The sequence below is a fragment of the Deinococcus roseus genome (genome assembly GCF_014646895.1).
Lineage (GTDB): Bacteria > Deinococcota > Deinococci > Deinococcales > Deinococcaceae > Deinococcus_C > Deinococcus_C roseus.
The window spans coordinates 56753-72320 of the sequence record NZ_BMOD01000011.1 but is presented as its reverse complement, the minus strand read 5'-3'; the positions used below and the strand labels follow the sequence as shown (position 1 = coordinate 72320).

The following is a 15568-nucleotide window of genomic DNA, read 5'->3' as shown; positions in this document are numbered from 1 at the left end:
TGTAAGGACATTCCCCAATTGATCTTTCTGGCATGAAGATTTAGCAAGCTTGGTGTTTCCAGATCATTTGTGTACATTAAACATTTTTAAGGAAACTCATAAATTCAAGAAAAACCTGCTGCCAGTCGCATGGAGTGGGTTTAAAATTCTGCCCGGTCAAAAATTCATGTCCTTTTGCTGACACATTGCAGAAATAATGCACTTCTGACTGAATTTGAAGCCTGCTGGCAGGTCACCTCTCCATGGTTTTCTCTTTTTACACGGCCTGATTTCAGCGCTTCCCAAGGAGTTCAAGCATGCGAAAAACCCCCATGTTGCTCAGCCTCACCGTGCTGCTGGCCGCCTGCAGCAGTGCCCAGGTGCCTTCTGGCAAAACCACTGCCTTCACCATCAAGGCCCAGGGCCTGCCAGAAACCACCACCTTTCTGACCCTGGATTTGCAGGGTCCAGAAAACCGCACCATCGAATCCAGCCTGAACAACGGCACCGCCACCGTCACGGCCAGCAACCTGATCAAAGGGACCTACAAGGTCACCGCCAGAGGCTGGGATGAAAAAGGCGGGGTGGTGCTTTACAAAGGGGTGCTGCCTGCCCAGAGCATCCAGAACGCCGATCCGGTCACGCTCAAGATGTTCCGCCTGACCAGCAACATCCATGTGGTGGCCAACCCCACGAAAGACACAGTGGTGCTTTACACCGCCAAAGTGGGCAACCTGAGCGCCCGCCTGCTCAAATCTGGCAGCAACGCTGAAGGCGATCTGCTGGGCGTGCCCACCGGAAAAAACCGCATGGTGATCGTGGAAGGCAGAGACATCAGCGGTGCACTCATCCAGCAGGGACACGTCAGCGTGCAGCTCTCCGAAGCCAACAAGACCGTCAATGTGTCCCTGCAGGACGTGAGCATCCTGGCCCCAGAAAACCCCACCCTGGTGGGAGACAGCAGCGTGAAGCAGGGCGATCCTTACAGCCTGCAAATCAACCTGCAGGACAAAAACACCAACGGCACCACCCTGAAAAACCTCACCATCGACTGGGGAGATGGATCCAGCACCACCCAGGCGGTCAATGGTTCCAGCCAGACCCTGAATGTGCAGCACACCTACACCGCCGGGGGCAACAACTCGATCATCGTGACGGCCACCAACACCGCCAATCTGAGCAGCACGGCAAGCCTGTCCGTGCAGGTGCTGGGCACCACCGACGGCAACATCGAGGTGGGTCTGGGTGCAGAGACCTCGCAGGTGACCGTGGAGGCCCAGAACGTGCCTGCCAGTGCAGACCGTGTGGTGGCTGTGGTGACCGCACAGAGCAACATCTCCACCCAGCAGGTCAGCAAGCAGGAGCTGCAAAACGAATATGCACTGGAGCTGATCCCCAGTGGCACTGGCAGCTTCAGTGGTGCTCTGGGCCTGCCCCAGGGTATGGCTTACACCCTGCATTTCCGGGCCTATTCCGGAAGCAACCTGATTGAGGGCGGCACCTACACCTTCACCCCTGAACAGGGTCCCAGCAGCGTGCAGAAGGACTTCCTGGGTCTGCCCGCCTGCTCCAGCACCCCGGCCAGCCTGACCACCATTCCAGCCGTGCAGGGCAGTGGTGCAACCAGTCCTGTGGTCGGACAGACCGTTGCAGTGCGTGGCGTGGTCACCGGAGATTTCCAGGCTGCCAATCAGCTCAAAGGCTTCTACCTGCAGGACATCCCCGGAGATGGGGACACCAGCACCAGTGACGGCATCTTCGTGTACACCAACACCCTGACCGCCAGCAACGATGTGAAAGTCGGAGATTACGTGCAATTGACCGGTCTGGTCAAGGAATTCAAATCCAGCACCCTGACCCTGACCGAACTGGATTCTGTGACTGGACTCAGCATCTGTGGAACCACCAGCGTTCCTGCCGCAACTCCGGTTGCTCTGCCTGTGGCTGCCACCACCGACCTGGAAAAACACGAGGGCATGCTCATCACCTTCAGTGGGCCCCTCACCGTGACCGAGGTGTACGGACTGGGGCGTTACGGCGAACTGTCCCTGTCTGCCGGAGGCCGCCTGTTCAACCCCACCAACGGCAACGAGGCCAGCACCGCCCAGCAGAACACCCTGCGCCGCATTCAGCTTGACGATGGCAGCACCGTGCAGAACCCCGCCAGCATCCCCTACCTGAACGACCAGAAAACCCGCCGGGTGGGAGACAGAGTTACCAGCCTGACCGGGAACCTGACTTACGGCTTTGACCTCTACCGCATCCAGCCCACCCAGCCCGTGGTGTTTGAAGATGCCAACCCCAGAACCGCCGCCCCCAGAGCTGTGGGCGGCACCCTGAAGGTCAGCAGCTTCAACGTGCTGAATTACTTCACGGAGTTTAACAAACGCGGGGCCAACAACCAGACGGAATTTGACCGCCAGAAAGCCAAAATTGTGGCCGCCATCAAGGCCATCGATGCAGACATTCTGGGCCTCACCGAAATCCAGAACAACGGGGACACCGCCCTGAACGATCTGGTCAGCGGCCTCAACGCTGCTTACGGCTCGAACGTCTATGCTGCTGTTCCCACCGGAACTGTGGGCACCGACGAGATCAAAGTGGCCATCATCTACAAACCTGCAAAAGTCAGTCTGTCTGGCAACTTTGTGATCGACACCAACGCTGTGTACTCCCGCCCCCCCATCGCCCAGATGTTCCAGGAGGTGTCTTCAGGCGAGAAATTCACCTTCGTCATCAACCACTTCAAGAGCAAAGGGTGCAGCAACGCCACCGGACTGGACCAGGACCAGAATGACGGTCAGAGCTGCTACAACCAGACCCGTGTGAACCAGGCCAATGCGCTGTTGCAATTCATTGGCACCCTCAAAGCCACCGACACAGATGTGCTGGTGATGGGAGACCTCAACGCCTACGGCCTGGAAGACCCCATCAAGGCGCTGGAAGCAGGCGGTCTGGAAAGCCTCAACAAACGCATCCCTTCAGAAGACCGTTACTCCTACGTCTTCAACGGCGAAACCGGGTATCTGGACCACGCCCTCAGCAGCAGCACCTTATCTGACAACATCACAGGTGTGACCGAATGGCACATCAACTCTGATGAACCCATCGTGCTGGACTACAACACCGAGTTCAAAACCGCTGCCCAGATTGCAGACCTCTACAGCCCCACCCCTTACCGTTCCAGTGACCATGATCCTGTGGTGGTTGGGCTGGATCTGAGCAAGTGAGCAAAACCCCTCCATGCATTTGTGTGGAGGGCATGGATTTTGAGGAAGCAGAAAGCAGAAGGCTCTGATGTATGGCTCAAGCTTTTGCTTACAGAGGGTTTTCAAGGGTTGACCCGCAACTTGCTGTCCTTGAGGCCAGGACAAGAATTTTATCTTTTGTGCCTTCTGCCTTTGGCCTTCTGCAAACCCTCATTCCTGCCACCTCTTTCCCCGAGGTGGCAGTTATACTTGTTTCACCATGCGTTTTTTCCTGGTTCTGGTCTTTTTTGTGCTGGTGCTGGCGGGGCTTCAGGCTTACCAGAAGACGCAGCAGGGCCATAATGTGCCAGCAGACACGCAGAACACGCAAATCAAAAAAGACCTGCAGCAACCCGAATGGAACACCACCCAGCAGGGCACCATCAACCTCAGTCGGGTGCGTTATGACAGTGAGGGCCTGAGCATTGCTGGTCTGGTGTGCGCTCCACGCAAGCTCAAGGACAACACCCCCCTGATCATGCTGGAACATGGGGGGTTTGACACGTCCACCGATCCGAAGCGCTGTGCAGAGTACGCCCGTCTGGGTTATGTGATTGCCCAGAGTGCCTACAGGGGCCAGGGCGGCAGTGAAGGCAAGGTGGAAGCCTGTCAGGGCGAGGTGCAGGATTCCCTGGCCCTCAAGCAGGTGGTGCAGGAACGCCTGAAAACCAGAGGGGTGGTGCACATCGGGGTGAGCCTGGGAGGATGCATTGCCCTCAAGGCCGCTGCACAGCAAAAAGACGTGAAAGGGGTGGCCATTCTGGTGACCCCCATGGATTTTGCGCAGCAGATTCGAATTCTGAGGGCCACCCGCCCGGACGCTTTAGACCGCTGGTACCAGATTTTTGGGGGCACCCCCGAAGATGCACCTGAACAGTACGAGAAACGCCAGCCCCTCAAAGAGGCGGCCCTGGTGGATGCTCCGGTGCTCAATCTGGTGGCCGCCCAGGACCCCCTGATTCCCTACAAACAGCTTTGTGACCTGCTTGTGGTGCGCAGGAAAGCAGACCGGACGGTCAAGGTGGTGCATCTGGCCCGCAATGGGTCTGCCAGCCCGCCTGTGCAGGAAAGGTACATCTGTGAGGGGGAGGGCAAACCTGCCCTGCAACTTCCAGCGTTCAGGCAGGAGGATGTTTTCGTGACCTATTACAACCTGTACCACACCAGCACCCCCCACATGTGGAAGACCGTGCAGAATTTTGTTTTTGCAGTGGCCCCCCGGCCCTGAGGGCCTCCCACGGTGTCCTTAAAGAACACTGCTAGTCTGGTGGGGTGCAGTTACCAGACTGGCTTTTGAGTTTGAACCCCGTGCTTTTGCATGGCCTGCTTTTTGTGGTGCTGCTGATCGAAGGGGTGGGCGTTCCGGGCATTCCTTTTGAACTGCTGTGGGTCACAGAGGGGTTGCTGATTCATGCTGGGAAAACCACCTTCTGGGAGGCGGTGTTGTGGGGCACGCTGGGGAACTGGATTGGAAACGTGCTGGGTTATGTGTTTGGCCACAAAATTGCAGCTTACCTGCCCGAGAAAGCCCGCAATGCCATTGAACTCAAAGATGTGAAGCGCTGGTATGAGAAATACGATTTCTGGGTGATCATCATCAGCCGCTGGGTGGGTTTTCTGCGCACCCCTTTCATTCTGTATGCAGGTGCGGCGGGAATGAGCCTCAGGCGCTACACAGTGTTCAGCCTGATCGGGGCTTTTCTGTGGGTGGGTGTGTGGCAGTACGGCCTCTGGAAATCGGGCGAGGCTTTCCTGAAGTGGTGGCAGCAATACCAGCTCTGGATCATTCTGGGGTGTGTGCTGATTGGGGCGGTCAGTGTGGCTTTCATGCTCAGGAAGAAGCCTGCTGCCAGAACTGCAGAAGGTGAGCCTTAAAATCCCTTTTCCCCTTTCATCTCGGTTTCACGGCTGCATGAAACACTGGATTGTTTAGGCAGGACCATCCAGAGGGTTTTGTGTGTCAATCGAAAATGGCAGCGGTTCCAGCAGGGTGTTACCTCTGGAGAGACTTGATTGATGTCTGCATTCCTGCCACAAGGACAAGAGTCCCGATTGACCCCCCCTACAATTGAAGGGCGCAGTAGAGGAGCACCAAGAGCAATTTTGTGTGCTAGAGGAAAGGTTTACACCCCCAGGCCGCTATGGTACTCTTTTTGCGGGGCTTGAGCCTTACTTACATCAAGCTTTCAGGACAATTTAGACTCAGCGCGATCGGGACATCGCAAGCACAAAATACGCGACCCGGTCCGTTCATTACGGAAAGGAGGAGAGGTTTGGAAGCGTCGAGTGGTCGAATCATCAGCGAACTCGCTCAGAAGGAGCGTGCGCTCGCAGCTGAGATCGAAGCAGCCCAGACGGAAGCCAAACGCACCATCGAGAACGCCGAAGCAGAAGCAAAACGCATTCTGTCCGAAGCTGAAACGGTGGCACGTCAACTGGCAACCAACAACGCGCAACGACTGACAGCCGAGCAGGAACGCATCCGCAATGCGGAGCGCGAAACTGCAACAGCATCTGTCGAAGGCGACAAAGCCCGTGCACAAGGGCGCGTTGGTCAGGCTGTGGATCTCATCTTGAAGGCGGTACTCCCGTGATCTCGAAAATGCAGCAAGTCACCATTGCCGCCCGCAAGAGCGATGCAAGAAGACTGATTTCTGCTTTGCAGGATGCCGGAGTGCTACACATCACCCCCGTCGAAACCCAGGAACTTTCCACCGGAGCCCTGACCGGGCAGGATGCTGAAGACCGTAAAAACACGGAGCGCCTGCTCGCCCGCGTGGACACCACCCTCGGTGAGCTCGGGAATCCCGTTCTCCCCAGTGGCGCTCTGCCCGCAGAAGCCAACTGGGAAAGCACTGTTGAGGCTGTGGCCAGAGACAGCAATGCCCTCACCCACCAGCGCACTGGCCTGGAAGCAGACCTTGCTCTGGCCCAGTCGTTCTCTGATGTGGTGAAAGCACTGGCTGAAGTGGCGCAGGGCCTTGACGCTTCCAAACGTCTCGCTGTGGTTCCTTTCACCCTGGACGCCAAACAGGATGCTGCATTGCTGCAGCAGACCCTGCAAAGCGACCTGAAAGACCGCTTCGCCATGGATTTCAAACCCGTGGGTGCTTTGCGTGCAGGTGTGGTCGTGGTCAAAAACCAGGACCGCGATGCTGCCCGCCAGGCCCTCTCCAAAGCACGTGTGGGCGAACTTCGCCTGCCCGGACGCTTTGACAGCATGCCCCTCGGGGACGCCGCTGCAGAACTGAGCCGGGTCAGCCGCGAGGCCCCCGGTCAACTGCAAGGCATCCGCGACCGTCTGAACAGCATCGGGCAGCAACAGGGCAGCACCCTGAACGCCATCCGGGACGCCCTCAAAGACCGCGTGACGGCCTTTGAAGTGCAGGCCCAGAGTGCCCGTGGCAAGTACGGCATTGCCCTGCAAGGCTTCGTGCCTGCAGATCAGGCTGGCGACCTGCAAAATGCCCTCAAGCAATTTGATGTGGCCATCGAGATGCAAGCTGCAGACGAGCACCACTCTGAAAACGTTCCGGTCAAACTCAAGAACAATGGATACGTCCAGAACTTTGAGTTCCTGCTGAATGTTTCTCAGCCTCCCCGTTATGGCACTTTTGATCCCAGCTGGATTGTCAGTTTCTTCTTCCCCCTGTTCTTCGGTTTCGTGATCGCAGACATCGGGCTGGGGCTGCTGTTCCTGTTCGTCTCCCTGTGGGCGATGGGTCAATCCAGAGCAGGCAAAAGCGTCACCATTGGATTCATGGGCCTGGTGCTCGATCCCAGAACCCTGGGTCAGGTGGCCACCGTGCTCACCACCATGAGCCTCTGGGCCATCCTGTGGGGCCTCCTCACCGGAGAGTTCTTCGGCAACTTCTTTGAACACCTGGGCATCTTCTACATCGATCCCAACCTGATTCAGAACGTCTGGGGTGTCCAGGTGGCCCACCATGCTGCAGAAGCGGGTCATGCTGCAGAAGAAGCCAGAGGCCTGTTTCCCATCCTCTACCCCCGTGTGGATTCTGGGTTCGCTGGCACCGTGATGGTGCACACCCTGTACATCGGCATCCTCTTTCTGCTGTGGAGCTGGGGCCTCAAAGCCCAGCTGGGCCTGAAGCACGGCCACATGAACCACTTCTGGGAAGGCGTGGGCATGATTGGCGGTCTGGTTGGCCTGATCATGGTGGCCTGGATTTCTCAGGCAGGCAAAGAACTGGGTGCCATCGGTGACAGCACCGATCCCCGTTTCTGGGTCATGGTCATTGGCTTCCTGGTCTTCATCGTGGGCGTTGTGATGTCCAAGATGGGCATGATGACCATTGAACTGCTGTCCCAGGGCGGCAACATCATCAGCTTCAGCCGTCTTTTTGCTGTGGGTCTGGCTTCGGCCATCCTGGCCAACCTGGCCACCGACCTCGGCTGGGGACTGTATGAAAGCATGGGCGCGATCGGTGCCATCCTCGGCATCTTGCTGGCCCTGCTGGTGCATGCCTTTGCCATTGCCCTGACCATCATCGGACACGTGATGCAGCCTTTGCGTTTGAATTACGTGGAATTCTTAAACCCCACCGGCTTCTACACCGAAACCGGCCCCCGCTACAATCCGCTGAGAAAACTCAGCAAGCAAAAGTGAATTTCGGAGGAACCCCATGAAGAAACTGGCTACTGTTCTCGCTGTTATTGCTCTCGCAAGCGTTGCTTTCGCTCAGGAAGCTGCCACCAACTCTGACGTGCTGGTCGCTGGTCTGAAAGCCATCGGCGCAGGTCTCGCCCTCGGTCTCGGCGCCATCGGCACCGGCATTGCCCAGGGCCGCATCGGTGCTGCCGCTGCCGGCGTGACCGCCGAAAGCCCCGAGAAGTTCGGTCAGATGCTGATCTGGTTCGTGATTCCCGAAACCCTGGTGATCTTCGGTTTCGTGGGCCTGTTCCTCCTCAAGTAAGGAAAACATGTCAAACCTTGCATCGATTCTCGAAACTGAAGTCCGCGAGGAAATCGCGCAGGTCAAGCGGCAATCCCAGGAGAAAGCTGCTGAGATCGTGAACCAGGCCAAAGAGCAGGCACAAAACCTGCTGGAAAGCCGGAAACGCGCCCTCGAAGGTGAATTCAATGCGGGAGTCGTGCGGGCGAAGAGTGCTGCAAGTTTAGAAGTTGCAGCACTCCGCCTCTCAGCAGCGGACAGCGTGCAAAAACGCGCTTTCGTCGAGGCAGAACAAAAAATCCGCGACCTGGCGAACAGCCAGTCTGCTGAGTACCGCACGATCCTCGGGAAACTCATCGAAGAAGCCAGAGGAGCCATCGCTGAACCCGAAACGGTTGAAGTGAACCCTGCTGACCTGCTGCTGGCCCAGGATGTGCTGGCCGACCTCGGCCTGAATGTTCCTGTGAAGGGCAACGAGCAGGTTCAGACCGGTGTGCGTCTTGTGGCCAAGGGTGCCCGCACCAGCGTGCAGAACACCCTCCTCGGACGCCTCGCCCAAACCCGCGACAGCCTTGCTTCTCAGGTGGCCCGCGTTCTGGCCCAATAAAGGAGCAGACGTGGCAGACGATTACGGATACATCAACGCCCGCGTCAAGATGATGCGCGGCTCACTGCTCGAAAACCGCCAGCTGGATGAGGCGGTCTCTGCAGCCACCTACGCCGAGTACCTGCGGGTGCTCTCCGAGACCCCCATCCGGGAAGACCTCGGAGACGCCACCGCCCAGGGAGCCGGACTGGGCGAGCTGGACGCTGCCCTCAGCAAAAACCTCTTCCGGGTGGTCCGCAAGGTTCAGGGCCTCGCCAGTGGCGAAGCCAAGAAAGAAGTGGACACCCTGGTGGCCCGCTGGGATTTGCTCAACATCAAAACCCTGGTGCGCGGTGTGCTCACCGGACGCAGCTCACAGGACATTCTGGCCGGACTGATTCCTGCCGGAACCATCAAGTGGGGTGTTCTGCAGGCCGCCGCCAACAGCACCGACCTGGCCAGCCTGGCCCAGACCCTCTCCATTGGCGGAGGTTTCCTGGGACGCGCCCTGCGTCAGGCCGTGTCCAGCGGAACCAATGAACTGCTGGATGTGGAAGTGACCCTCGACCAGGAATATTACCGTGCAGCGCTTTCTGCTGCCCGTGGCAACAACCTCAGGCGTTACCTGGCCCGTGAAGTGGACGTGCGCAACATCCTGACCGCCCTGCAACTGCGTGGCGGCACCGTGAGTGCCAGATACTTCGTGCCGGGTGGATCCTTAAGCGAAGGGGATTTCCTGCGCATTGCTGGCGGCGACAATGCTGTTTCCAACAGTGACCTGCAACCCCTGCTGGAAGCCGGAAGCCTGGACCGTGCCGAAGTCCTCAGCAGACTGCTGCTGGACCAGGCCGCCAAAAACGTGGCCATGACCGACGTGCTGGGTGCAGGTGTGGTGCTGGACTTCCTGCGCCGCAAGGAAATCGAGATTGCCAAACTGCGTCTGATCGGACGTGGCAAGTTCTACGGGGTTCCCGGAGACAGCATCAGACAGGAGCTCGGAAATGCATAAGGTCGTGGTTCTCGCAGATTCAGAAACCGCCACCGGCTACCGCCTGGCAGGTGTGGAAGTCGTCGAAGCCACCGCAGAAACCGCAGTGAAAGCCCTGGAGGGTCTGATCACCCAGGGCAATTACGGTCTGGTCGCTGTGGATTCCGGCCTGATTGCCGATCCTGCCAGGGCTGCCGAGCGGGCCATGCGTGGACGGGACCTTCCCATCCTGCTGCCCATCCCCAGCCTCAGGGACGCCTTCAGCACCGAAACCGTCGACGCCAAAGCCTACATGGGCAAACTGGTGCGCGACACCATCGGCTTCGACATCAAGCTTTAAAGTGAACAGTTTTCAGTAGACAGTTCACAGTAAAATGCATAAGCACAAGCCAACAACCCTGTTAACTGTGAACTGTTAACTGTTGACTCTTTCAAGGAGGAACATGAGCACCAAAACTGGTGTAGTCCTGAAAATTGCTGGTCCTGCGGTGATCGCTGGAGGCATGTACGGCGCCAAAATGTACGACATCGTGCGTGTGGGCACCGAACGCCTCGTGGGCGAGATCATCCGTCTGGACGGCGACACCGCCTTCGTGCAGGTGTACGAAGACACATCCGGTCTGACCGTGGGTGAGCCTGTGGCCACCACCGGACTGCCCCTCTCCGTGGAGCTTGGCCCCGGCATGCTGAACGGCATTTACGACGGCATCCAGCGCCCCCTGGACAAAATCCGCGAAGCCTCCGGCGACTTCATCGCCCGTGGCATCGAGGTGTCCGCCCTCAACCGCACCCAGAAGTGGGCTTTCAGCCCCAGCGTGAAGGCCGGCGACACCATCAGCGGATCCAGCATCCTGGGCACCGTGCCCGAGTTCACCTTCACCCACAAAATCCTCACCCCTCCCAACGTGAGCGGTGTGCTGAAGAGTGTGGCTGCTGCTGGTGAATACACCATCGACGACACCATCGCCGAACTGGAAGACGGCACCAAGCTGCGCCTGGCCCACTACTGGCCCGTGCGTCAGCCCCGCCCTGTCGCCAAGAAGAAAGACCCCAGCCTGCCCTTCCTCACCGGAATGCGCATTCTGGACGTGCTCTTCCCCCTGGTGATGGGTGGCGCAGCCGCCATCCCTGGTCCTTTCGGATCCGGCAAAACCGTGACCCAGCAGTCTGTGGCCAAATACGGCAACGCTGACATCGTGGTGTATGTGGGATGCGGCGAGCGCGGCAACGAGATGACCGACGTGCTGGTGGAATTCCCCGAACTGGAAGACCCCAAGACCGGCAACCCCCTGATGCAGCGCACCATCCTGATTGCCAACACCTCCAACATGCCTGTGGCTGCCCGTGAAGCCTCCGTGTACACCGGCATCACCCTCGCTGAATACTTCCGCGACCAGGGTTACGGTGTGTCCCTCATGGCAGACTCCACCAGCCGCTGGGCCGAGGCACTGCGTGAAATCTCCTCCCGTCTGGAAGAGATGCCCGCAGAAGAAGGGTACCCCCCTTATCTCGCCGCCAAACTGGCCGCCTTCTATGAGCGCGCCGGTGCCGTGGTGACCCTTGCTGGTGAAGATGGAGCCGTCTCTGTGATCGGCGCTGTTTCCCCCGCAGGTGGAGACATGTCCGAGCCCGTGACCCAGGCCACCCTGCGCATCACCGGTGCCTTCTGGCGTCTGGATGCAGGTCTGGCCCGCCGCCGTCACTTCCCCGCCATCAACTGGAACGGATCTTACTCCCTGTTCACCCCCATTCTGGACAGCTGGTACCGCGAAAACGTCGGTCCCGACTTCCCTGAACTGCGTGGACGCATCTCCAAGATCCTCCAGGAAGAAGCCAAGCTGCAAGAAGTGGTGCAACTGGTGGGTCCCGACGCGCTGCAGGACAACGAGCGTCTGATCATCGAATCCGGCCGCATGCTGCGCCAGGACTTCCTGCAACAGAACGGCTTCGACCCCGTTGATGCCAGCGCCTCCATGCCCAAGAACTACGGCCTCATGAAAATGATGCTGAAGTACTACGAAAAAGCATCCGACGCTGTGCGCAAAGGTGCCACCATCGACGAGATCCTCGCCAGCACCGTAAACGAAAAACTCTCCCGTGCCCGTTACGTGCCCGAAGGAGAATTCGCCGCTTACACCACCACCGTGCTGAACGAACTCGACACCGCCTTCGCTGTGAAAGCGTAAGAGGAGTAGCCAACGATGCTCAAAAAAGAGTACACCGATGTCAGTTACATCTCGGGTCCACTGCTGTTCGTCAACGCAGCCTCTGACCTGAACTACGGTGCCATCGTCGAGATCAAAGATGCCAAGGGCCGCATTCGCGGTGGACAGGTCATCGAAGTCTCCACCGAGTACGCCGTGATCCAGATCTTCGAAGAAACCTCTGGACTGGACCTGGCCTCTGCCAGTGTCAGCCTGGTGGAAGACATTGCCCGTCTGGGTGTGTCCAAAGAGATGATCGGCCGCCGCTTCAACGGTCTGGGCCGCCCCATCGACGGACTGCCTGCCGTGGTGGCCGAGCAGCGCCTCTCCATCAACGGACAGGCCATGAACCCTGCTGCCCGCGACAAGCCCGAAGAGTTCATTCAGACCGGCATCTCCACCATCGACGTGAACACCAGCCTGATCCGTGGACAGAAACTGCCCATCTTCTCCGGCTCCGGTCTGCCCCACAACGAACTGGCTGCCCAGATTGCCCGTCAGGCCAAAGTGCCCGGTCACGAAGGGGACTTCGCCGTGGTGTTCGCAGCGATGGGTCTGACCCAGCGCGAAGTGAGCTTCTTCACCCAGGAATTCGAAAGAACCGGCGCTCTGGCCCGTTCGATCCTCTTCCTGAACAAAGCAGACGACCCTGCCGTGGAACGACTGCTCACCCCCCGGATGGCCCTCACCGCCGCCGAGTACCTGGCTTTCGAGCATGACTACCACGTGCTGGTGATCCTGACGGATTTGACCAACTACTGTGAAGCCCTCCGTGAAATCGGTGGTGCCCGCGAAGAAATTCCCGGACGCCGTGGCTTCCCCGGATACATGTACACCGACCTTGCGTCCCTGTACGAGCGCGCCGGTGTGATCCAGGGCAAGAAGGGTTCTGTGACCCAGATTCCCATTCTCTCCATGCCCGACGATGACATCACCCACCCCATCCCTGACCTCACCGGATACATCACCGAAGGCCAGATCGTGGTGGACCGCACCCTGAACCGCAAAGGCGTGTACCCCCCCATCAACCCCCTGCCTTCCCTGAGCCGTCTGATGGGCAACGGAATCGGCAAGGGCAAAACCCGTGCAGACCACAAGAACGTTTCGGACCAGCTGTTCGCTGCATACTCGAACGGTCTGGACCTGCGCAAACTGGTGGCCATCACCGGTGAAGACGCCCTCACCGACAACGACAAACTGTACCTGCGCTTTGCAGATGACTTCGAAGAGTTCTTCCTCAACCAGGGAGACCAGGACCGCTCCATCGAAGACAGCCTGACCGTCGCATGGGCACTGCTCTCCAAACTCCCCAGAAGCGAGCTGACCCGCATCGGCAAAGATTCCATCGACAAGTTCTACGGTGAGAAGCTGGACGACATGTGGCGCGGTGGCCGCAACATGGGCATCTGAGAAGTGAACAGTAAACAGTAGACAGTTTACAGAAAAAGCCGTCTGCTTCTGGGACAATAGACTGTGAACTGTCTACTGTGAACTCTAAACTTCCAAAGGAGAAACCATGGCCGGACAAATCAGCCCCACCCGCACTGCACTGCTCGCCAGCAAGGCCCAGAAAAAACTGGCCAGCGATGGTGCAGACCTGCTCAAAAGAAAAAGAGACGCCCTGATCGGAGAATTCTTCGCGCTGGTGAAGGACGCCCTCGCCGCCCGTGAAGCCCTTGCTTCCGTGTCCAAGGGTGCCTACCTCAGCCTGTTCACCGCCAAAGCCTGGGACAGCCCCGAAGCTGTCGAGAGCCTTGCCCTCGCCCGTCCAAGCGAGCTGCAGGTCGATCTGCAGGTGGAAAGCGTGTACGGCGTGAAGGTTCCCAAAATTGACCTTCCCGAATTCTCCAGCGACGTGCCCTTTTCCCCCATCGGGGTGGGTGCCCGCACCATGACCGCTGCACAGGAGTTTCAGAAGGTGCTCGCTGCCATCATCAGCGTGGCCGCCACCGAAACCAAACTGCGCCGCATCGGGGAAGAAATCAAAAAGACCTCCCGCCGTGTGAACGCCCTGGAACAGATCGTGATTCCTGGCGTGGAAGACGACATCCGCTTCATCCGTGGGGTTCTGGACCAGCGTGAACGCGAAGAGTCTTTCCGTCTGAAGAAGATCAAAGCCAAACTGGAGCGCGAAGAAGAAAACGCCCAGAAGGAAGCCCGCGAAGCGCAGCAAGCAGCGGATTAAATCCCCCTGCTTCTCGCTTTGCTCGAAGCTGTCCCCCTTAACGAAGGGGGACTTTTTTGTTGTCTGGGATGTTTGGAAATGTACAGGAATTGCAGGTCCCTCAGAGCAATCTGGGGAATTTTTTGTTGTATGGGGAGGTTGGGGGAGGGCAGAAGAGGGCGCAGCACGCTGCGCCCCTACATTTTCAACTGCAGTTCCAGTTCTGGATCAGCTTTGAGCAATTCCAAAAACTCCTGAAATTCATCTTCTGGAAAGTCATCCTGGGCCAGTTTCAGCCATCTTTTCCCAGCTACAGCTTTTCGCAAAACCAGCAAAGCTTGCACAAAAGGCAGACAGATCTCGCCATACCTTCCTTCAACCACAAAAGATTGATCTGAAGACTGATCAGCCAGATCATAAATTCTGGTGTTGACACAGCTCAATTGAATTTTTTCTGGGGTTTGCTGGAAATGCAATTCTGTCAGATTGGGTTCTTCATACCAGGTTGCAACAGCATTCTCCTCACCAGAGTGCATGCTTCTGAGTGCCTCAATCAGTTCATCAAAGGCTTCAAATCTGGAGTCGGCATCAATGCAAGCCTTCAGGCTGCCATTTTCAATGGTCAGGGCAATCCAGCCATGCTCTGGCAATCCAAAACGGACTTTCAAAGAATTCATGATTGGAATTGTACTGAATCTTTGGATGATGTAGGGGCGAGGCGAGCCTCGCCCGCTGGGTTCCAGCTTTACCGCACCACCACGCCAGACCCCACCCGATGTTCCCGCCACATCTGGTCAATGGTCACAAAATCATACGCCCGTGCCTTGAGTTCAGGCAACAGCACATTGGTGATTTTTGCCACCCGTGGGCCTGTGGGCTGTCCTTCGTGCAAATCCAGGATCATGCCACCATGCACGTGCTGGAGCACCTGTTTGACGGTGGCATTGACACTCTGCACCCAGTGGATGGGGATGCTGCTGAGCAGCACGGTGCGGTAGTCCCAGGCTTTGAGACTGCGCAGTGTTTTGGGCACCACAGCACCATAAGGGGGCCGCACGTCCCGCAGGTCTGCGGCCTGAATCCCGGTCAGGTCGGTCAGCAGGCCTCTGGTGCGTTCCAGGTCCTTCTGCAGTTGCTTTGTGCCCAGCAAGGGAAAGGGGAGGTGGGTCCAGCCATGCAAAGCCACCTGATGGCCTGCTTTTGCAGCCGCCTGGACCAGTTCGGGGTTCTTCTCGATGTTCTCACCCAGCCAGAAAAAGGTCGCTTTCACCTGATGCCTGTCCAGAACTTCCAGCAGTTGCAGGGTGTCAACAGGATGGGGGCCATCATCAAAGGTCAGGGCAAATTGAGGGTGGGACTGGCCCATCCACAGGATCTCTGGAAAAAGCTGTTGCATCCTCGGGTAAACGGCAAACGGAGAATGTCTGGGTGGGGTGCGGGTGGGAACAGGAGTGGACACTGCCTGACAGTTTAACGTGCAGGG

14 protein-coding genes are annotated in these 15568 nt (G+C 58.0%); 12 read left to right on the top strand and 2 right to left on the bottom strand.

Going from position 1 to position 15568, the window contains the following annotated elements:
- Positions 1-296: 296 nt before the first annotated feature.
- From IEY52_RS26735 to IEY52_RS14790, 12 genes are all read left to right on the top strand, one after another.
- A complete protein-coding gene (locus IEY52_RS26735) occupies positions 297-3209 on the top strand; it encodes an ExeM/NucH family extracellular endonuclease (protein ID WP_229684816.1) in 2913 nt (970 codons plus the stop codon).
- A 238-nt stretch (positions 3210-3447) separates the two neighbouring features.
- The gene (locus IEY52_RS14840) at positions 3448-4455 is read left to right on the top strand and encodes an alpha/beta hydrolase family protein (protein WP_189003637.1); all 1008 of its coding nucleotides are present in this window, start codon (positions 3448-3450) and stop codon (positions 4453-4455) included.
- 65 nt (positions 4456-4520) lie between these two features.
- Positions 4521-5102 (top strand): DedA family protein, encoded by a 582-nt coding sequence (locus tag IEY52_RS14835; RefSeq protein ID WP_189003635.1) that lies wholly within the window; start codon positions 4521-4523, stop codon positions 5100-5102.
- 398 nt (positions 5103-5500) lie between these two features.
- On the top strand, positions 5501-5821 hold the full coding sequence (locus IEY52_RS14830; RefSeq protein ID WP_229684815.1) for a V-type ATPase subunit subunit G family protein: 321 nt from the start codon (positions 5501-5503) through the stop codon (positions 5819-5821).
- Positions 5818-7857 carry a V-type ATP synthase subunit I gene (locus IEY52_RS14825; RefSeq protein ID WP_229684814.1) on the top strand — a complete coding sequence of 680 codons (2040 nt, stop codon included), beginning with the start codon at positions 5818-5820 and terminating at the stop codon, positions 7855-7857. The genes IEY52_RS14830 and IEY52_RS14825 overlap by 4 nt, the downstream gene beginning before the upstream one ends.
- A gap of 16 nt (positions 7858-7873) precedes the next feature.
- Positions 7874-8164 (top strand): ATP synthase subunit C-like protein, encoded by a 291-nt coding sequence (locus tag IEY52_RS14820; protein ID WP_189003631.1) that lies wholly within the window; start codon positions 7874-7876, stop codon positions 8162-8164.
- 7 nt (positions 8165-8171) lie between these two features.
- A complete protein-coding gene (locus tag IEY52_RS14815; protein ID WP_189003629.1) occupies positions 8172-8750 on the top strand; it encodes a V-type ATP synthase subunit E in 579 nt (192 codons plus the stop codon).
- Positions 8751-8760: 10 nt separating this feature from the next.
- On the top strand, positions 8761-9738 hold the full coding sequence (locus IEY52_RS14810) for a V0D/AC39 family V-type ATPase subunit (RefSeq protein ID WP_189003626.1): 978 nt from the start codon (positions 8761-8763) through the stop codon (positions 9736-9738).
- Positions 9731-10057 carry a V-type ATP synthase subunit F gene (locus tag IEY52_RS14805; protein WP_189003624.1) on the top strand — a complete coding sequence of 109 codons (327 nt, stop codon included), beginning with the start codon at positions 9731-9733 and terminating at the stop codon, positions 10055-10057. The genes IEY52_RS14810 and IEY52_RS14805 overlap by 8 nt, the downstream gene beginning before the upstream one ends.
- Positions 10058-10160: 103 nt before the next feature.
- The gene (locus IEY52_RS14800) at positions 10161-11903 is read left to right on the top strand and encodes a V-type ATP synthase subunit A (protein ID WP_189003622.1); all 1743 of its coding nucleotides are present in this window, start codon (positions 10161-10163) and stop codon (positions 11901-11903) included.
- 15 nt (positions 11904-11918) lie between these two features.
- Positions 11919-13331 (top strand): V-type ATP synthase subunit B, encoded by a 1413-nt coding sequence (locus tag IEY52_RS14795; RefSeq protein ID WP_189003619.1) that lies wholly within the window; start codon positions 11919-11921, stop codon positions 13329-13331.
- 106 nt (positions 13332-13437) lie between these two features.
- Positions 13438-14106, top strand: a complete 669-nt coding sequence (locus tag IEY52_RS14790; RefSeq protein WP_189003617.1) for a V-type ATP synthase subunit D — start codon at positions 13438-13440, stop codon at positions 14104-14106.
- 176 nt (positions 14107-14282) lie between these two features.
- Here the strand turns inward: IEY52_RS14790 and IEY52_RS14785 are convergent, their stop codons facing one another.
- Both IEY52_RS14785 and IEY52_RS14780 read right to left on the bottom strand, forming a co-directional pair.
- Positions 14283-14873 carry a hypothetical protein gene (locus IEY52_RS14785; RefSeq protein ID WP_189003615.1) on the bottom strand — a complete coding sequence of 197 codons (591 nt, stop codon included), beginning with the start codon at positions 14871-14873 and terminating at the stop codon, positions 14283-14285.
- Positions 14831-15544: a polysaccharide deacetylase family protein gene (locus IEY52_RS14780; RefSeq protein WP_189003613.1), complete on the bottom strand. Its 714-nt coding sequence runs from the start codon at positions 15542-15544 to the stop codon at positions 14831-14833. The genes IEY52_RS14785 and IEY52_RS14780 overlap by 43 nt, the downstream gene beginning before the upstream one ends.
- Between the last annotated feature and the right edge of the window lie 24 nt (positions 15545-15568).